The sequence below is a fragment of the Rufibacter sp. DG15C genome (genome assembly GCF_001577755.1).
Classification (GTDB): Bacteria; Bacteroidota; Bacteroidia; order Cytophagales; family Hymenobacteraceae; genus Nibribacter.
The window spans coordinates 984807-1003805 of the sequence record NZ_CP010776.1 but is presented as its reverse complement, the minus strand read 5'-3'; the positions used below and the strand labels follow the sequence as shown (position 1 = coordinate 1003805).

Annotated in this window: 18 protein-coding genes and 1 tRNA gene; 10 read left to right on the top strand and 9 right to left on the bottom strand. The window is 48.8% G+C overall.

The window, feature by feature from the left end; genetic code table 11:
- Nucleotides 1-229 precede the first annotated feature (229 nt).
- The 6 genes from TH61_RS04175 to TH61_RS04150 all read right to left on the bottom strand — a co-directional run bounded on the left by TH61_RS04175 (nt 230) and on the right by TH61_RS04150 (nt 7566).
- A complete protein-coding gene (locus TH61_RS04175; protein ID WP_066506219.1) occupies nt 230-1768 on the bottom strand; it encodes a YifB family Mg chelatase-like AAA ATPase in 1539 nt (512 codons plus the stop codon).
- 132 nt (nt 1769-1900) lie between these two features.
- Nucleotides 1901-2569 (bottom strand): hypothetical protein, encoded by a 669-nt coding sequence (locus TH61_RS04170; RefSeq protein WP_157600547.1) that lies wholly within the window; start codon nt 2567-2569, stop codon nt 1901-1903.
- 97 nt (nt 2570-2666) lie between these two features.
- Nucleotides 2667-3248, bottom strand: a complete 582-nt coding sequence (lpcA, locus tag TH61_RS04165; protein ID WP_066506216.1) for a D-sedoheptulose 7-phosphate isomerase — start codon at nt 3246-3248, stop codon at nt 2667-2669.
- Nucleotides 3249-3710 carry a hypothetical protein gene (locus tag TH61_RS04160; protein ID WP_066506214.1) on the bottom strand — a complete coding sequence of 154 codons (462 nt, stop codon included), beginning with the start codon at nt 3708-3710 and terminating at the stop codon, nt 3249-3251.
- A gap of 183 nt (nt 3711-3893) precedes the next feature.
- Entirely contained in the window at nt 3894-5726 is a 1833-nt protein-coding gene (locus tag TH61_RS04155; protein WP_066506213.1) for an ABC transporter ATP-binding protein, read from the bottom strand.
- Between the two features lie 148 nt (nt 5727-5874).
- A complete protein-coding gene (locus TH61_RS04150; RefSeq protein WP_066506211.1) occupies nt 5875-7566 on the bottom strand; it encodes a hypothetical protein in 1692 nt (563 codons plus the stop codon).
- 153 nt (nt 7567-7719) lie between these two features.
- Here TH61_RS04150 and TH61_RS04145 point away from each other — a divergent pair, with 153 nt between their 5' ends.
- From TH61_RS04145 to TH61_RS04135, 3 genes are all read left to right on the top strand, one after another.
- On the top strand, nt 7720-8682 hold the full coding sequence (locus tag TH61_RS04145) for a GNAT family N-acetyltransferase (RefSeq protein ID WP_066506208.1): 963 nt from the start codon (nt 7720-7722) through the stop codon (nt 8680-8682).
- Nucleotides 8637-9290 carry a uracil phosphoribosyltransferase gene (gene upp / locus TH61_RS04140; protein ID WP_066506203.1) on the top strand — a complete coding sequence of 218 codons (654 nt, stop codon included), beginning with the start codon at nt 8637-8639 and terminating at the stop codon, nt 9288-9290. The genes TH61_RS04145 and upp overlap by 46 nt, the downstream gene beginning before the upstream one ends.
- A 160-nt stretch (nt 9291-9450) precedes the next feature.
- Nucleotides 9451-9912 (top strand): hypothetical protein, encoded by a 462-nt coding sequence (locus tag TH61_RS04135; RefSeq protein ID WP_071887772.1) that lies wholly within the window; start codon nt 9451-9453, stop codon nt 9910-9912.
- Between the two features lie 150 nt (nt 9913-10062).
- On the opposite strand, the gene TH61_RS04130 is transcribed toward TH61_RS04135, so the two are convergent.
- Nucleotides 10063-11559: a DEAD/DEAH box helicase gene (locus TH61_RS04130; protein ID WP_082780441.1), complete on the bottom strand. Its 1497-nt coding sequence runs from the start codon at nt 11557-11559 to the stop codon at nt 10063-10065.
- Nucleotides 11560-11782: 223 nt separating this feature from the next.
- Between TH61_RS04130 and TH61_RS04125 the strand changes: the two genes are divergently transcribed.
- The 5 genes from TH61_RS04125 to TH61_RS04105 all read left to right on the top strand — a co-directional run bounded on the left by TH61_RS04125 (nt 11783) and on the right by TH61_RS04105 (nt 15743).
- Nucleotides 11783-13123 carry a dihydroorotase gene (locus TH61_RS04125; protein WP_066506200.1) on the top strand — a complete coding sequence of 447 codons (1341 nt, stop codon included), beginning with the start codon at nt 11783-11785 and terminating at the stop codon, nt 13121-13123.
- 15 nt (nt 13124-13138) lie between these two features.
- Nucleotides 13139-13636, top strand: a complete 498-nt coding sequence (locus TH61_RS04120; RefSeq protein ID WP_066506198.1) for a hypothetical protein — start codon at nt 13139-13141, stop codon at nt 13634-13636.
- A 110-nt stretch (nt 13637-13746) separates the two neighbouring features.
- On the top strand, nt 13747-14421 hold the full coding sequence (locus tag TH61_RS04115; RefSeq protein ID WP_066506196.1) for a hypothetical protein: 675 nt from the start codon (nt 13747-13749) through the stop codon (nt 14419-14421).
- 154 nt (nt 14422-14575) lie between these two features.
- Nucleotides 14576-14649 (top strand) — tRNA-His (locus TH61_RS04110).
- 185 nt (nt 14650-14834) lie between these two features.
- Nucleotides 14835-15743, top strand: a complete 909-nt coding sequence (locus TH61_RS04105) for a PfkB family carbohydrate kinase (RefSeq protein WP_066506194.1) — start codon at nt 14835-14837, stop codon at nt 15741-15743.
- Nucleotides 15744-15844: 101 nt separating this feature from the next.
- Here the strand turns inward: TH61_RS04105 and TH61_RS04100 are convergent, their stop codons facing one another.
- Nucleotides 15845-16219, bottom strand: coding sequence for an STAS/SEC14 domain-containing protein (locus TH61_RS04100; RefSeq protein ID WP_066506191.1), 375 nt, complete (start codon nt 16217-16219; stop codon nt 15845-15847).
- A 146-nt stretch (nt 16220-16365) separates the two neighbouring features.
- Between TH61_RS04100 and TH61_RS04095 the strand changes: the two genes are divergently transcribed.
- Together TH61_RS04095 and TH61_RS04090 are read left to right on the top strand one after the other, a co-directional pair.
- Complete coding sequence (locus TH61_RS04095; protein WP_066506188.1) at nt 16366-16680, top strand: hypothetical protein; 315 nt, start codon at nt 16366-16368, stop codon at nt 16678-16680.
- A gap of 63 nt (nt 16681-16743) precedes the next feature.
- On the top strand, nt 16744-17040 hold the full coding sequence (locus TH61_RS04090) for a hypothetical protein (protein ID WP_066506187.1): 297 nt from the start codon (nt 16744-16746) through the stop codon (nt 17038-17040).
- Between the two features lie 115 nt (nt 17041-17155).
- On the opposite strand, the gene TH61_RS04085 is transcribed toward TH61_RS04090, so the two are convergent.
- Entirely contained in the window at nt 17156-18874 is a 1719-nt protein-coding gene (locus tag TH61_RS04085) for a M61 family metallopeptidase (protein WP_066506185.1), read from the bottom strand.
- Nucleotides 18875-18999 lie beyond the last annotated feature (125 nt).

Here is an 18999-nt window from a genome sequence, read left to right as displayed (position 1 = left end):
GTTATAGATTGTTAATAATTACACGTTTGTACAAGCTGCTACTGATTACAAAGTCAGTAAACAAACAGTCTGCGGCAGCGCTAACTTTCTTTTAGACAAATTAACATAGGTTTACCCCTATATACAAATGATATATTTTTGCGTAAACGGAAACGGCCGGCCTCTTCATGCAATATAAGAGGCCGGCCGTTTTGGCTTGATTTCTAGAAAATAGCTTAAAAACAGAAAGTTACCCGGCCCAGCCTTCGCGGTCTAAGCTGCGGTACTGGATGGCTTCTGCCAGGTGCTCAATCTTAATGTTATCAGAGCCAGAAAGATCTGCAATAGTGCGGCTTACTTTTAAAATACGGTCATAAGCGCGGGCAGAAAGGCCCAATTTTTCCATGGCGGCTTTTAAGAGCAGACGGCCGGCCTCATTGATGGGGCAGAGGTCTTTCACCATCTGGGGCGGCATCATGGAGTTGGAATGAATCTCTGGGAAATCCGCGAAGCGCACTGCCTGCCACTTTCTGGCCCTCTCCACGCGCTCCCTAATGTCACCGCTGCTTTCTGTTTTACGAACTTCGGTCATCTGGTCAAAAGAGACGGGCGTCACCTCTACGTGCAAGTCAATTCGGTCAAGGAGTGGACCACTTACTTTGTTTAAATAGCGTTGCACAATGCCCGGCCCGCAGACGCATTCTTTCTCGGGGTGGTTGTAGTAGCCACAGGGGCAGGGGTTCATGCTGGCCACCAACATAAAATTCGCAGGGAAATCTATGCTTACTTTGGCTCTAGAGATGGTGACTCTTCGTTCTTCCAAGGGTTGGCGCATCACTTCCAATACGGTGCGCTTAAACTCGGGCAACTCGTCCAGGAACAAGACGCCGTTGTGGGCTAGGGAAATTTCGCCGGGCTGGGGATTGCCGCCGCCGCCCACCAAGGCCACGTCTGAAATAGTATGATGCGGCGCTCTGAAAGGCCGTTGCGCCAATAGTGATGCCTGCTTGCCTAATTTACCTACTACCGAATGTATTTTAGTCGTCTCTAGCGCCTCATGTAAAGTAAGCGGTGGCAAGATGGAGGGTAGCCGCTTGGCCAGCATGGTCTTACCAGCACCCGGTGGCCCGATCATGATCACGTTATGACCACCAGCCGCGGCAATCTCCAAAGCGCGCTTTATGTTTTCTTGGCCTTGCACATCGGCAAAGTCGGCGGTATATTGATGGACGGTGGCCTGAAAGATGTCTCGGGTGTCAATCTTGACGGGCTTTATCTCCAATTCATCATTCAAGAAATCTATGGCCTCTTTTAACGTAGAGACACCAATGACGTCTAAATTATTGACAATGGCGGCTTCTTGTGCATTTTGGATGGGAAGAATGATACCCTTAAATCCTTCCTTTCTAGCTTGGATGGCAATGGGCAAGACGCCTTTGATGGGACGCAGCTCGCCACCCAAGGCCAACTCGCCCATGATCACATAGTCACTCAGACGCTCAGAAGCCAATTGATCTGAGGCAGCCAGGATGCCCAAGGCAATGGGCAGGTCATAGGCAGAGCCTTCTTTGCGCACGTCCGCCGGGGCCATGTTGATGACTACTTTCTGGCGCGGCATGCGGTAGCCATGGTGTTTAAGGGCAGACTCTATGCGTTGCTCGCTTTCTTTGATGGCATTGTCGGGCAGGCCTACCAGAAAGTATTTGGTGCCGGGTGTAACGTTTACTTCAATGGTAATGGTGAAGGCATGCACGCCTTGTACTGCACTGCCAAAGGTTTTGACTAGCATAGAGCAACAGGTAGTTTTCAGTGATTTTTATTGAGAGCCCCAACATACGCAAAGGCTAATAAATTCCGAAGGTACCCTGGCAATTCCGTTTTTGGCTTATTTTCTGGAAAGGAGGCTAAAAACGCATATCTGTTATTGCAACAACTTTATATCTGGGTGTAGCGGCAAGTATTCTTCCTGCACGCCCTTGCCTTTGGGATGAATGGTGATGGCCACGCACACGCTATCTGCTCCACTCACTTCAAAAGCAATTCCTTGGTGCTGCACATCATACACGTACACTCTATCATTTCCTGGAACCAGATAATAAGCGACTGCCTTGGCAGAAGGATACACTTTTCTGATCTGCGGAAGCGAGCTGCCGGTCTTTAGATAATTATCTGGAATAGTGAATTCTGGAGAGGTAATGCGTACCTGCCGCACGCCCACCTGCTCATTGGCCATTCCCGTGTTTTCCCGGACGGTGTACACGGTCACTTCCTGCCGCGGTGCTTTGCTTGATTTACTAAACCAGGTCAGTAAGGCCTTGCCCATGGCCGCATCTGTAGAATCTGGTGGCCCCAAGGCCTTGACCAGATCCTCTGGCGATTGTCCCAGAGAAATCTGCCCAATGCGCTGGCCCGGAATGATTTGAAAACTAGAATCCTGCTTGTCTGATCCTTTAGGTTGGATTGTAGAAGCTGAATCTTTTGTAGAAGTTGTCTCAGAAAGGTTGGTTTCTGGTTTCTCTTGCGGGTTAGAACTACACGCAGATAAGCCTGTCCACAACAGAAAGCAAAAAAGGAGACCATGTATTTTCATGGTCTCCTTTTACTGTCTTGCATAGTATAAGTTATCAAGCTTGGTCAGTACCACTCTGTTTTTGGCCTGTTTTGGTGAAAAGAGGCCAAAAATGGTTTTAAGCCATCTCCTTTTCCAGTAGCAAAATCAAGATATGAATCACCTTGATATGGATTTCCTGGATTCTATCGGCGTAGCCGAAGTGGGGCACTCTAATCTCTACATCGCTAACCGCCGCCAGCTGACCGCCGTCTTTGCCGGTAAGACTCACCACTTTGGCGCCTTTTTGTTTAGCGGCCTGAGCGGCTTTAAGCGCATTGCCAGAATTGCCGCTGGTGCTGATGGCCAAGACCACGTCATTGGATTGGGCCAGTGCTTCTACATACCTTGAGAAGACATGTTCATAACCGTAGTCATTGGACACGCAGCTTAAGTGACTAGGGTCTGAGATGGAAATGGCGGCCATGGGTGGACGGTTCTCGCGGTAGCGTCCGGTCAGCTCTTCTGCAAAATGCATGGCATCACACATGGAACCACCGTTGCCGCAGGACAGGATTTTGCCGCCGCTTTTCAGGCTTTGAGCCATGACTTGCGCTGCTGCTTCAATAGACGTGATGGTTTCTGGCTGGGCCAAGAAGTTGGCTAAGACCTGTTGGGCTTCCTGAAGTTCAGCTATGATGGTGGATGCGTGTGTATTCATTTAGGGTAAGGGTCTCTCATGGTCAGGCAACGGACGCCAGGTGTCATCTGCCGGATCATTCGGATGAACGGTTGGCTGATGGGGCTGGCTGCTGCCGTGACGCAGGTTCTGTTCTATTTCTATATCTCTAGCGGATTCAGGCTTTGCGCCTCTTGGCACAATGGGCGCCTCTGATGCTGCTTTTAACCGTTGGTCAAACAGTTGGGCCTTAGCATCTGTCAGTTGACGACGTTCCCGTTCCAAGCCTCGTTTTAAGGTGGCAATATACGCGTTTTCTACCAAGAGTAAGGTGAAGAGGAGCAGGGCACCCACCCACAGCAGACTGTAATAGAAAGAGGCGTTGTCTGCCATATCAAAGAGCATCACAAACTTAGACACACTTAAAATGTGTAAGAGAAACAGAAACGTGATGACCAGATAGACCATCACCAATACATTGAGAAATTTCTTTACAGGTTCCATACTATATAGTCTTTACAAAGATTAGATTCATTGAATATTCTCCTGTACGCAAATCCTGTAAAAACAAAGAACTGTTTTTGACCTCTTTTCTGGAAAGTAGGCTAAAAACGGTTCTTTGCACAATTGCTGATTGCTGATTGTCAATTGTTGTTCAGCAATTAGTAATCAACAATTAGCAATCAATTAGTTATGCTGCATCTGGGTGAGTTTGAAGTAAAGACCGCCTTGCTGAACCAGCGTGGCATGGTTGCCGCGTTCTACAATGCGGCCGGCCTGTAAAACAATGATTTCATCTGCGTGCTGAATGGTGCTTAGACGGTGAGCGATGACCAGGGAAGTGCGGTTCTTCATGAGGTTGGTTAAGGCTTCCTGCACCAGTTTCTCAGATTCGGTGTCCAGCGCCGAGGTGGCCTCATCCATAATCAAGATGGGTGGGTTCTTTAAAATGGCGCGGGCAATGCTCAAGCGCTGACGCTGACCACCGGATAGTTTTCCGCCACGGTCGCCAATAATGGTCTGGTAGCCGTCTGGGCTCTGCATGATGAACTCATGCGCGTTGGCAATCTTGGCAGCGGCTATTACTTCGGCCTCAGTGGCGTCTGTCTTGTTAAAAGCAATGTTATTGAAGATGGTGTCATTGAACAGGATGGACTCCTGCGTCACAATACCCATCTGCTCTCTGATAGAATGCAGACTACAGTCGCGCAGGTCTACGCCGTCAATAGAGATGGTGCCTTCGGTGGGGTCATAAAAGCGCGGTAGCAAGTCAGCTAGCGTAGATTTTCCACCACCCGACGGACCTACTAAAGCGATGGTCTTTCCTTTCTCAATGGTCAAGTTGATGTCCTGCAAGATGGGCTCGGCACCGTATTTAAAGCCTACGTTTTTGAATTCTATGGACTGCGTGAAAGCCGGTAATGTCTTAGAATCTGACTTGTCTCTGATGAGCGGCTCAGTATCTATCAATTCCAACACGCGCTCCCCGGCCACCAATCCGCGCTGAATGTTGCTGAACGCATTAGACATGGCCTTCACCGGCGACAATACCTGTGAGAAGATGATGAGGTAGCCAATCAATTCAGAGGCCTCTAAGTCTGAGTTTCCGCCTAACACCAAAGAGCCGCCATAATATAAAATGCCTGCCACTACTGTGACTCCTAGAAATTCAGATACCGGCGAGGCCATGCCGCGTCTGTTAAAGATGGCCGTGGCTACGCGCGCGTACCAATTATTGCTCTGCTCAAATTTCTGAATGACGTACGGCTGGGCGTTGAATCCTTTGATGACCCGCATGCCGCCTAAGGTCTCGTCAATGATGCTCAAGATGGAACCCAAGGCGTCTTGGCCGCTACTAGACTGCTTGCGTAGTTTCTTAGAAATCAAGGCAATGATGCCCCCCGAGATAGGCAAGACCAGCAAACTGAAAAACGTCATGCTCGGTGACAGGTAGAACAGCACCACAAAGTAACCAATCAGTAGAAACGGCTCCCTGAACAACACATTCAAAGTGCTCACCACGGAATTCTCAACTTCCTGCACGTCATTGGTAAGAATAGACATGACGTGGCCTTTGCGCTGGTTAGAGAAGAAACCCAGTTGCAACTGCGTCAGTCGCTCATATACGGCCATGCGCAGGCGCTTAATCACTTTGGCCCGCACCACGCCTTCAATCCTAAGCCCCAGATACCTGAACACGTTGGCCAGAAAGACAGACCCGATCAAAATCAAGCAGATGAACTTCAAGGCTCCTAATTTGCCCTGCTCCTGAATGATACTCCCGAAGTTGTAGTAGAAGAATTGTTTGATGAACCCCAGTGTGAAGGAAAACTCAGGCTTGCGGGTCATTTGCGCGGCCTCAGCGGGCGTCACCTGGTCAAACAGCACCGACAAAAGCGGCATCAACAAGCTGAAGTTCATAATCCCGAACACCGTGGCCAGCAAAGTGGCAAGTGCGTACCAGGGAACATATTGATTAAAGGGCCTCGCAAAATTGAGGATGCGGAAATACGTTTTCATTGCCGCAAAGGTACGCTATAGCCTTGAAAGATAGCGCATATCCCAGACCTGCCGTTTTTAGGCTGTTTCCAGCAAAACAGGCTAAAAACGAAAAGGCCTTCCATACTAGGTACAGAAGGCCTCGGCGTGAAAATTGAAAGCTAATTATTTAAAACTCATATGTGCGTTGTGGAATATTCCATCTAAACGATATTGAGGAGAAAGAAGTTTTCTGATCATACGCTGGGTCATCTGCATTGGCGCGTCTAACCACTTGCGTCACGTCCACAAACATGTTGTAGAGGATCTGGTAGGACAGGTTAAACTCGCCATAAAACTGGTTGGTCTTCACGCCGCTTCCTACCTCAAAGCCGTAGTTTCCGGGACGCGTAGTATAAGGCTTAAGGACGTTGCCGCCGTAGTTGGGCTCTACTCTGTTACCAAGTTCATCTGTGGTGTTAGGCGGGTCTTGGCCGTATTGCGTAGCGATTGCTTTGGCCACCATGGTTAGTCTAGGAATGGGCTGGTAACGGATAATCCCAATGGCCTCTGCTAAGTTGGCGCCCATAGGGTGGGCCAACGGTTGTTGATAGTGCTGGTAGTTGGTGTAGGCTGCCTCGTGCTGGTAGGTAAACGGGCGCACGTAATTCAGCTCGCCCTGCAAATCAAGGTTAGAAATCCCGAAGGCATCAATGTATTTAGCGCCCCCTTGCAAAGCGTATTTGTTGGCCCACCAGCCGTTACCCGCTTTGATTTCGCTTAGCAGGAATTCGTCTAAAACTAATTGGCCATAAAGTTGTACGCGGTTGAAAATGTTCCATTTGGCGTCCATGCCCAGCAAGGCATTGTCAGAAGAACCCAGGCCCTGCTCCACGGCGCGGTAGAAGATAAGCGGGTTCAGGTATTGCAACTCAAACCGACCTTTGTCCCGCCCGAAGATGGTAGACTCAAACACGCCAATGTTCAGGTTGGGCAGCAGGTTTACGCTTAAATGGTGCAGGGTCATGTACTTTTTAGGGTACAGTTGATCAGAGCGCTCATGATCGGCGGTGAGTTCTGCGTAGAGATTGGTGTACTGCAGTTTCCAGACCTGGGTCTGCAACTTAAGGAAAAAGTACGGCGCCGAGTAGTCTGACAGAATCAAGGAGCGATGCCCGTTTCCGATGAAGTTACGATCATGGCCCAGCATCACGCTGATGTGCTTGGTGGCGGCGTACCGGATGTAGCCGCGGGCGGTGAAAAAGTCATAGCCGTCGCCTTTAAAGTCTTTCCAGTAGCCTTCGTGCGGCACAATGGTGTCACGCACAATGCGGTTGTTTACGTAGCCAGGGAATTTAACCTGGTTGTCTGTCAGGAAGGTATAAAAACCCAGCTTCTCATCCAGCGCACCTTCTACCTGTATGCCGCGGGTGTTCACGTAGCGCAAGCCATCGGTCTCACTGTCTGTGCCGGCCTGTAAGCCAATCACGGGATTTACTCTCAGCGTGAACTCAGGGCTTTCATAGTGGTAGAAATCGGTTTTGTTCTCGAAGAAGTGGTTAAGAATGCTTCTGTTGCTGGCGTTGTCACGGTCGTAGCGCGTGTAGTTCCAGTTGTCGTTGAGCAGGTAGTTGACGTTGTACTCATCTGCCGGCGACTGCTGATTCATGTCCTGGTCGGCTTTCTCCGCTAAATCAGCCACTTTTAGCCTTCCATACGGCTTAAAAGAGGTATGTAGTCCTTCGGTGTTGTACTTGATGTGGTAGCGGTCAATGAGGCGGTAAACGTCGGCGTTCAAAGGCACCTCGGCGTCCTGTGCCCAAGCTGGGCTGGATACAGTGGCTGTTACCGCGAAAAGTAGGAGGAAGTATAAATATCTCATTTATTGAATATATAGACAGGCGAAGGTACTAAATTTTGTGCGTGTACTCTTAAACCGCCCCATAGGTTGTGCGCTTGTAAGAGGCAATAGCAGGGATAGTCGTTTTTGGCCTCTTTTCCGGAAAACAGGCCAAAAACCGTATCTTGCTCCTGCATGATTCAACTACTGTCACACCAAGAAATTGACGTTGCTAAATGGGAGGCCTGCCTGGCTTCCTGTCCGCAGGCCATGGTGTACGCGCATGCCTGGTACTTGAACATAGTGACCAAAAAATCTTGGCAGGCGCTGGTAGAAATGAAAGATGGTAAGTACGTGTCTGTCTTCCCCTTGCCCGTGAAAAAGTGGATAGGGCAGAAGCAGGTGTACCAACCTCTGTTCACGCAACAATTAGGGTTATTCACCACTACAGACAGTGCCCACCCGGCGGTAGAAGAATATCTTTCTTTGCTAGGGCAACACTATCCGACAGTTCAATACCAATTGCCAGCATCAGAAAGCTTTTTACTGCCCGCTCAAGCAGGTTGGCAGATGCGCCCTCGGCCTAACTATGAATTGTCTTTGGCCGCTCCTTATGAGGCCATCTGCCAAGGCTATTCCCAAAACCTGAAAAGAAGTTTGAAAAAAGCGGCTCAAGCGGGCTTACAACCTACGCAAGTTTCTTCGCCTGATTCAGTCATTCGCTTGTTCACCCAAACCAAAGGCAGAGAGCTGCCTAGGCTACAACCTCGGCATTATGCCATTCTGCAGAAACTTACCAAAGTGGCACAAAAACAAGAAGCAGGCGAAGTCTGGGAAATACGACAGGCCGGCGAACTGCTGACTGGTGCCATTATTTTGCGTGATACCCGTAGAATTACTTTTCTGTTTGGGGCGAGTTCTGCGCTGGGAAGGAAATTAGGCGCCATGGGCTTTCTGTTAAACTACTTAATTGAGCAGGCGGCCGGGCAGGATATGATTTTTGATTTTGAGGGCAGCGAAGTGCCTGGAGTGGCTAATTTCTACGCGGGTTTTGGTGCAGAGCCGGTCTCTTACCTATCTTTAAGCTTCCAACGTTCAAACACAAGCCCGTCATGGACCAGAACCGTCTTCACATCCTTAGCCAAACGCCTTCCATAGCCAACCATTTTATCTCTGAGTTGCGTGATGTGACCATTCAGACGGACACCATGCGGTTTAGGAAAAATCTGGAGCGCCTGGCAGAGGTGATGGCCTACCGTATTTCTGAAACGTTGGCTTTTGCGCCGCAAACCGTTCAAACGCCCTTGGCTCAAACCCAACAGACGCTTTTGCAGGAGTTCCCAGTACTAGCTACGGTCTTGCGCGCGGGCTTGCCTTTCCATCAGGGCTTTTTGAACTACTTCGACCGCTCTAACTGCGCGTTTGTGGCGGCTTATAGAGTAGAAGGCGGGCGAGAGTTGACGGTGCACGTGGACTACCTGGCCTCACCTCATTTAGAGGACCAGGTCTTGGTTTTGGTTGACCCCATGCTGGCCACTGGCAAGTCTCTGGTGCAAACGTATAATGCGTTGCTGCGCTTTGGCGTGCCCAAACGCTTTATCATTGCCGCGGCCATAGCCAGTCCAGAAGGCGTAGAATTCCTCCATCAAGAACTGCCCAACGTAGAAATCTGGGTAGGTGCCTTGGACGAAAAGCTAAACGAGCATTCTTACATTGTGCCGGGCCTAGGCGATGCCGGTGATTTGGCTTTTGGCGCTAAAAAGTAGAATAATACAATACAAAAATATTTTAGGGGTTAATTTGCTTGTTTAGAGAGGTTTAATTTATATTTGACCGCTTTGAATTGGTAATGCACTTAATCTTCTCGTCTGGTGTTCGTATACCTGAATGAGTTGTTTCTTTAGTACTACTGGGGGGTAGTTGTTTATGATTGCCGCATTTGTAAAATATATCTCTGTCTTTTTATTAAGCTCCGTCAAATTCTTGGGCGGACCGGTGGCTGGCGTTACTATGGGCTTGTCTTTCGGGGCAACTCTTGCTTTGACAGTGGCCGGCATGATGACCAGTGTTTTTCTTTTCTCTGTGATTGGCAACGCCGTGCATAACCGCTACGTGGCCCGCCAGCGTCTCAAGAACAAACCCATGTTCAGTAAAAAGAACCGCCGCATTGTCACTGTCTGGAAACGCACCGGCATGTGGGGCATTGCGTTCTTAACCCCCATCTTACTCAGCCCCATTGTAGGCACCGTCTTAGCTACTGTTTTAGGTGTCTCCCAAGGCCGAATCCTGTTGCATATGCTCTGGAGCGCCGTTTTCTGGGGCTTCGCTATTACGCTCACCATGTTTGAACTGAGCCATTTACCGTTCCTGCAGTTTTTGCATAAGTAGTTGTTAATCGTCAATTGCTGATTGTTTTCAGAAAAGTAATATAAATAGAAAAGCCGCCTAGATTTCTTTAAGCGGCTTTTCTATTTTTGGGCTGTTTTGACCAAAATAGGCCAAAAACGATTGTGTCAGCAATTGACAATCAACAATCAATTACCGTCTCTTACTGCTTTTGCGCTTGCTGGCTCCGCCTGACTTGGTTTTCTTCCAGCCGGCTTTCTTGAGGTCTCTCACTTTGGCGCCTTTGCCTATGTTCTCACCGTGGGTAAAGGCTTTCTTCTCATGGAACGCGCCTTTGAATTCTGGGTCGGCTTGACGTTTATGGTGATCTAGCTCGCGGTCAATTTCCTGTTTCTCCTCAAACGGCGTTTCATATATGTGCACTTCCTCGGGCATGGGCTCCATAGGAATCTGCATCTTAATCAGCTTCTCAATGCGCTGGATGTGGTGCATCTCGGCCTCATTCGCGAAGGTGATAGACGCGCCTTTCTGTTCTGCTCTACCGGTGCGGCCAATGCGGTGCACGTAGTCTTCATAGATAATGGGCACGTCAAAATTAATCACGTGGCTCACGTCATTGATGTCAATACCGCGGGCGGCTACGTCTGTGGCTACCAGGTAACGAACTTCGCCGGCCCTGAAGGTTTCTACGGCATTGATGCGGGTGTTCTGGCCTTTGTTGCCGTGCACCACGCGTACGCCGCCATCGCCTTTGCGGTCCAGGAACGAGGTAATGTTGTCTGCATTAGCTTTACTGCGCGTGAAAATCATGACACGGTTGAATGTCTCGCGGTCCTGGAACAGATGCTCCAGCAAAGCAATCTTGGTGCGCAGGTTAGGCACTTGGTACAAGACCTGCGTCACGGTCTCTACCGGCGTGGCCTGCGGCGTTACAGCTACTATCATCGGGAATTCCAGGAACTCCTCAGACAGAATGTGCACGCGCTCATGCATGGTAGCCGAGAACAGCAAGTTCTGGCGCTTGCGTGGAATAATCTCCAGAATCTGACGAATCTGGGGCATAAAGCCCATGTCCATCATCTTGTCGGCTTCGTCCAGTACCAGCGTCTTGAGTTCTTTGAGCACCAATTCGCCTTTGCGGTAAATGTCCATAAGGCGGCCTGGGGTGGCAACCAGTAAATCTACGCCGGCCTGAATGCGCTCAATCTGTTGCTTAGGACCTACGCCGCCGTAAATGCCCACCGTCCTGATGTCTGTGTACACGCTCAGGTTTTTGATGTGCTCCTCTATCTGTATGACCAGCTCGCGGGTAGGCGCTAGAATCAACGCGCGTGGGTGTTTGCCTTGCGCATATTTCACTTTCATGAGCAAAGGCAACGTGTAGGCGGCCGTTTTACCGGTACCCGTCTGCGCGATGCCCATCACATCATGACCAGCCAAGGCCAATGGAATGGTCTGTACCTGCACGGGGGTAGGCTTGTTGAAGCCCTGCTCGGCCACGGCGTTTAGCAACTGCTTGTTCAGCTTGAAATCCTCGAAGCTGGGTACTTCCTCTTCTACCTCTTGCTCTGAGGTTTCTTCTGTTTCTTCTCCCTCCAAGGAAAGTCCTTCTGACGGCGCATTCTCCTGCTGGGCGTCTATATTCTCGTCCTGCTCAGGGGCAGAATTCTTGTTCTCTTCTTCTATCATCACTGCAAAGGTACGGATTTGAATTTTGATGTCTTTCCTCTTGCCATTGCATACGCTTTTGGGCAATTGAATGATGGATTGATTGAAGGAAAGCAAAGATTGTTCTCCCAAGACCTCGTAATGTCCGGAGGTCCTACGAGTGTCTATGCATCGTTTTTGGCTTGATTTCCAGAAAAGACCCCAAAAACGCGTTAGTTATAAAAGGGGCGGTTATCTTAGCAACATGAACAGCATCCTCATCAAAAACGCCCGTCTGGTCAATGAAGGCCAAATCCAAGAAACAGATGTCTTCGTCAAAAACGGTCTAATCTCGCGCATTGGCCAAAACCTTAATGAGGTGGCAGACACGGTCATTGACGCCCGAGGCCAATACCTCATGCCGGGAATTATTGATGACCAAGTACACTTCCGGGACCCGGGCCTTACGCACAAGGGTGATTTGTACACAGAGCCAAAGTCGGCGGTGGCTGGCGGGGTGACTACCTTTATGGAGATGCCCAACACCGTGCCCAATGCCACCACCCAACAGCTATTGCAGGATAAGTATGACACGGCATCGCAAAAGTCATTGGCCAACTACTCCTTCTTTATGGGGGGCACCAATGACAACCTGGAGGATATCCTGAAAACCGACACCCGTTCTGTCTGCGGTATTAAGCTGTTCATGGGTTCCAGTACGGGCAATATGCTGGTAGACAATGTGCACACGCTGGAAGAGATTTTCAAGCAAAGCCCCATGCTCATTGCCACCCATTGCGAGGACGAGGCCACCATCAGGGCCAACACCCAGCGCTACGTGGAGCAGTACGGCGAAGAAAACATTCCCATGAGCGCGCACCCTTTGATTAGAAGTGTGGAGGCCTGCTACAAATCCTCTAGCATGGCGGTAGAGCTGGCCAAAAAGCACAATACGCGTCTACACATTCTGCATATCAGCACAGAAGAAGAGTTGGCCCTGTTTGCGAATGACGTGCCTCTGGAGCAGAAGCGCATCACCGCCGAGGTCTGCGTGCACCATCTTTGGTTTGACGCTTCGCAATATGAAACCCTGGGTTCGCAGATTAAATGTAATCCCGCCATCAAAGAAGCCCGTCACAAACAGGCGCTGTTCCAAGGCCTGCTAGATAACAGACTAGACATCATTGCCACCGACCACGCCCCGCACACCTGGGAAGAGAAACAGGCCGGTACTTATAAAGGAGCGCCTTCGGGATTGCCGTTGGTACAGCATTCCTTGCAGGTGATGCTGGCCTTTTACCAACAGGGAAAGATTTCTCTGGAGCGCATAGTGGAGAAAATGTGCCATGCCCCGGCTATCTGCTTCCAGGTAGAGAAACGCGGTTTCGTGCGTGAAGGCTACTGGGCCGACCTGGTCTTGGTGGACTTAGAGCAAAACTTGACGGTGTCCAAAGACAATATTCTGTACAAATGCGGTTGGTCTCCTTTAGAAGGCCAGACCCTGCCGGGCGTGGTGACGCACACTATTGTCTCTGGGCACTTGGCTTATAAGAATGGTGCTTTTGATGAGAGTAAAAGAGGGCAGCGGGTTTTGTTTAGTAGATAGTTAGGCCATATTTAAATGAGAAAAATAACCATAATTCCTTTTCTGTGTATCTGGGCAATCCAAGGATGTACTTCGGTAAACCCAATAGAAAAAGTAAAACAAGATTTGCAGGGGAATTGGAATGGGGTCTTCATTGAAGAGTTTGAAATAAGGCCATCTCTTATCCAAAAAGCTAGTGAGGACTTAGAGCAGTCATTAGCTAGGAAACGGTTTAAAAATTCCTCCGACTCTGTCAGATTGGTATTTGATGAAGCACAGTTAAAAATGTATAAAGGACAAACTCATCTCTACAGCCTTGACAATTTATCAATACTTGCCGAGGGTAAAGAAATTGAAGTGACCAACACTGTAGAGCCGAATCAGAAACTGTCCTTCATCATAGAAAAGCTAACGCCAGACTCACTCATCCTTAAAGACAACAACAACTCAATGTATCTCAATGGGGGCGACAATCCTGCTGACCCTGATACAATTGCTGTACAACAATATTATTCCCTGAGAAAAACAAAGTAAAACCTTGATGAGCATTGTGTAAATAGCACCTTGGCAAATGGTCTCGCCTTCTCATACACGAGTTATTTACAAATAATATAATAGGGGCCACTTGAAACTCTTTTAGAGGTATGAAAGGAACTGTTTTTTTACTGATAAGTCTCTTCGCTTCCTTATTAGCAGAGGCACAAGTAGCTATTATCAATGATAAAGACGGATACACCAATGTGAGGAAAGAGCCAAACGCACAGTCTCCCATCATTTACAAAATCACCAGCAATACTGTTTTCTGGTATGAGGATCAGGAAGGCCAAAATGCTAATGAGTGGACAAGGGTTTATGTTTCTGAAGATGATTTCAGCTTAAATGTTGATGACACGAATTACATTGAGGGGTTTATTCATACTTCTAGGCTTCAGCCGTTGGAGCAAGTAAAAGTCTATAAGGGTTCTGATTTTGCTTTCAAGTATGCAGTTGAGCCTTTTAAGCTAGAAGGCAGAAGCGTTAAAAAGCAGAATGGTCAATGGGTGGAAACTATTGGTGGTAAAAAAGTATGGGGGACAGATGGAGGTTTTCCTAAAACACAAGTGAAAGGCGTAAAGGTCTCTATAGCAGGCAAATCAATTCCAATCAGCAAAAACCTGTATGCAGACATTTATGAATGCACCAATGAGTTCAAGGTCTACAAAAACGGTGATACCTACTTTGTCTACCAATGGAACAGTGATGGTGCTGGTGCTTACCAAGTTGTTTGGGTTTTTAACACAGAAGGCTTGAAACAAAGGTTAGTGGGCTCCATGATTTAGAAAGAAATTGTCAAGCCGTGAGAGAAAATATCCGCTTGAGACAGAGAGTTTTGAATGTGCTGACAAAGACGTCTAGCACAACTTTCCATAAAAATTTAAGTAAAATACTTGCGTTGAATAGCCAAAGGCGCTACTTTTGCTCTCCAATTACACGGTGGTCGTAGTTCAGCTGGTTAGAGCACCAGATTGTGATTCTGGAAGTCGTGGGTTCGAACCCCATCGATCACCCAAAAAGCTCCTGAGAGATCAGGGGCTTTTTTTGTTTTCGGCCTGTTTCTCAGAAATTAGCCCAAAAACGAAAGAAATGATAGGTGAAGGCGCTTGCCGTCAAAGCCTTAAAGTAGAGAAGAGTTACAATTAAGCTACGCGGTGAGTGCTGTTTGAGGAGCGCATCGCATATATACTAAAAAAATATGAGTCTATTGGTGATTGGATCCGTGGCATTTGATGCCTTGGAAACCCCCTTCGGAAAGCGTGACAAGATCATTGGCGGCGCTGGAACGTTCATTTCTTTATCAGCAGCCAACTTTGTGAAACCGGTGAACCTGGTGTCTGTAGTGGGTGGCGATTTTTTAAAGTCTGACATTGCCATGATGCAGGGAAAAGGCATCAACACGGACGGTCTGCAAGTGAAAGAGAATGAGAAGTCGTTCTTCTGGTCTGGTCGTTACTTCAATGACATGAACAGTCGCGAGACGTTGGCCACTGAGCTGAACGTGCTAGGCGATTTCGACCCGATCATCCCGGAGAGCTACCAAGACTGCCAGTATTTGATGCTGGGCAATCTGGCCCCGCAGGTACAGCGCCAAGTGATTGAGCGCCTGACCAATCGTCCTAAACTGGTGGTAATGGACACCATGAACTTCTGGATGGACATTGCCTATGATGACTTGATCCAGACCATTGGCATGGTAGACGTGTTGAGCATCAATGACGAGGAAGCCCGCCAGTTGAGCAAGGAATATTCCCTGGTGAAAGCCGCCAAGAAGATCATGGCCATGGGACCTAAGTACCTGATCATCAAAAAAGGTGAGCACGGTGCGTTGTTGTTCCACCAGGATGAGATTTTCTACGCCCCGGCTTTGCCGTTAGAAGAAGTATTTGACCCAACCGGCGCGGGAGATACGTTTGCCGGTGGTTTCATTGGGTATCTGGCCAGCACAGATGACATCAGCTTTGACAACATGAAACGCGCGGTGATTCATGGTTCTGCCATGGCGTCTTTCTGCGTAGAGCAGTTTGGTACTGAGCGTCTGGTAGATTTGAAGGAAGAGGAGTTAGCCGAGCGCGTGGCCCAATTTGCCAAGTTGGTGAACTTCTAATAAGAAGTAGTGAGCGTTTTTGGCCTGTTTTCCAGGAAACAGCCTGAAAACGGATTGTATAAAAGAGAAAGGCCGCTACAACTTGTAGCGGCCTTTCTCTTTTATATGTGCTTGAGCCAAAGCTTGGCCTCGGCGGCGTTGTCAAAGTACCGGATGTCAATGTCGCCTTCCTGCTCTTCTTTCTTGTTGGTGGCCTCCATGCTCATGCGGCCAAAGATGTCTTCAGGCACCAGAAAAGCCATGTGTTTGATGCCTATTTGCTTAGCCCTGGGAAACCAGACGTCCTCAATCCATTGCTGTGACTCCTTGAGCATGACCTTTAGGTGACTGGTGTCTACCAGAATCTTGGAAAGCTGTTGGGTTTGAGCCGTTTCTAGCGCGCCCAGACAAATCTCTTTAAAGGCATCATGCTTAAGGAAACCGCTGTAAATGGTCACCACTGAAGAGAGACCGGGGTCAAAGAAATAGGTTTTCATATATAGAAGAATGCGCTTCTTTTAAACAGATGCAATGGCTGTACGTGACGACTATCTTTTAGATATAGATTCAAGATAAAAGTTCATCTTTGTTTTTCCATCCTGCTCTCTAGAATTTTATGGATCTCTAACACATCTTGTTGCCCATGGGTAAGAAAAATGACGAAGCGTTTGCCATAGTAATGGGCGCCATTGCCTTTCTGGCGCTGGAGGTGTTGGTGTATTACGGCTTGGTGACCTGGCTTATCCCCACAGACCCAGAGGTGGAGGCCGCCGGTGGGGCCGTGGTGCGTAACTGGAACAAGGTCATGTACTTTATCCTGGCGTACATGGGCATCTTGATCACCACTCTGTTGGTGGCCAGCTCTATGGTGCCGCGTCCTTATAGGCGCCATGTCATGTTTTGGTTCTACCTTTCTCTGCCCACTATGCTGATGCTCTTGTTTGTGGCCTTCAATTAAATTAAGGCATACTTTTCTGCTAACCTGCGTATAGTAGGGTACATTTAACTAAAAGGAGGTTTTATGAGCAGCAATAAAAAGAACGATAGCAATATGCATGGCGAACATGATGCCATTGCCAAGGGTAAAGAAGATCAAACCAACCAGCATGACAGCAAGAAGTTTGATCCTACCGGACAAACGCAAAATGACCCGGTAGACAAAGGCCTGCAAGAGGATGACACCAAGGTGCAGAACCCTAACCGAAACCTGGCCAAAGGTGGTAACCCCAGCCGCGAAGATATCCCTAAGGGATATGGCAACGCCGGTAACCGCCCTAGAAGCAACCCAAGCGACAACCAACAAGACAGAGGCAAATAAGCCGTATGCTTGACGATTCATAAAAAGGGCCACCCATATATGGGTGGCCCTTTTGTTTTTGGCCTGTTTTCTAAGAATTAGCCTAAAAACGACGCGTTAATTATTGGAGACGGTTCTAAAACTCCTGCTTCAGCCAAAGTTTGAAGTTCTGCTTTTGGTCTGGCGTGGCCTTTGGGTTTCTGGAAACTCTAAAGAGAGGCAGATGAATGTCGCCGTCTGGGAGGAGGGTAACGGTTAAGAGTTTTTTCTGTCTGAACAAAGTGAGTTCTGCTTTCTCCTTTTGGGCCAGTAAGGCTTGTAGGTTCAGGTTCTCTAGTTTGCGGCCATTGAGGGCAATCAGTTCATCGTCTACAGAAAGCACTTTTGCCGCTGGCGAGTTGGGAGCTACATAGCCAACCGTGAATAATGGGGTAGGCGCCAGCCTGAACCCATAGCGGCTCTCATGCAACAGGGGAGACGGCAGTTTCTGTAATTGGCAGCCCACGTACTTCAAAGCCGGTGCCAGCCATTTCTCAAAAGGCACCGTCCCGAAAATCATCTCCTCAAAATAGGTCTGCAGTGAAACGCCGGCTACCTGTTCTGCCAAGTTTTGGTAATCTTGTTCTGTGTACCCAATTCCTTTCTGCCCAAATTCTAGCCACATGCGGCGCATGACCTCGTCTAAGGATTGGGCGTTGTTGGTGGCTTTTCTTATTTCTATGTCTAAGACAAGCGCGGCAATGCAGCCCTTGTGGTATATGCTCACCTTTCTATCTGGGATGCCGGGCTTATAGCCGTCTAGCCAGGTGTCAAAGGAAGAATCGGCCACGGATAGGTTTTGCTCACCCTGGTCTGCGGTATGGCGTTTGAGGACCGTGTTCAGTTCTTCAAAGTATTGGTCTGGGGTGAAGACACCGCTGCGGGCCAGCAGGTAGTCACCGTAGTAAGTGGTGACGCCTTCAGCTACGTAGCCGGTCCTAAAGTAATTTTCCTGGGTGAAGTCATACGGCAGCATCTCTTTGGGCCTGATTTGCTTGATGTTCCACGTGTGAAACAGCTCATGACAACTCACGCCCAACAACTCTTTGTACAAAGCCGGGGTCATCAAGGCCTCAGAAGGCCCCAGCGTAATGACCGTGGAATTCAAGTGCTCCACGCCATGGTAGTGCTGGTAAGGCAGAATGATATTGATAAAGTGGTAATCCTGCACCGGAAACGTCTTAAACAAGGCCAACTGCTCTTGCGTGAAGGCCTTGAACTGCGGGATGATCTGCTCCCAGTCTGGTGTACAATCTCCGTAGAACCACACATGAAACGGAATGCCCTGCTCTTCATAGGTTTGGTGCTGCAAATTGGCGCTGGCTATGAACGGAGAGTCTACCAAGTGGTCAAAGTCACGTGCCTGCAGGATGTTTTCTTCTGATACAGGTAACCCGCAGGCAATCTGCCAGTCCGCTGGTATATCTAGGGACAGCGAGCAGGGCAGATGGTCCTGGCCCTGGGCGGTGAGCAGGCAGTTAACGGGGTTTACATATAAGACTTGGTCATCTACCCAAGACCCGCCGGCGTCCATTTGGCGGGCGTAGAAATTATAGCGCACCTCCAGCTCTGTGTGGCCATGTGTTGTTACTTCCCACTTGTCCTTGGTGACTTTCTTGAACGGTATAGGAGTTCCGTCTGATGACAGCACCTCAAAGGCCTGCAACTTCTGCGCGAAGTTCTGGAGCTCATAGCGGCCGGGCCGCCAGGCGGGCAGTTGCAGGAAAAGCGTGGCTTCTGTTATCTCGGTTATCTGGGTGCTGACTTGTATATAGGCACTAAGCGGGTTCAGGCAGGAAAGGCTGTATTGTATCATATGGCTTTCTAACGAAGTTCTGGAAAGGATAATGGCCGGAAGATGCAAGATTTTAGACTTGAAGGCAACAATTCCGGGTGTAGTCCTCCCTCACCTAAGTTTGAGCTGCACTTTTAAACTAAGCC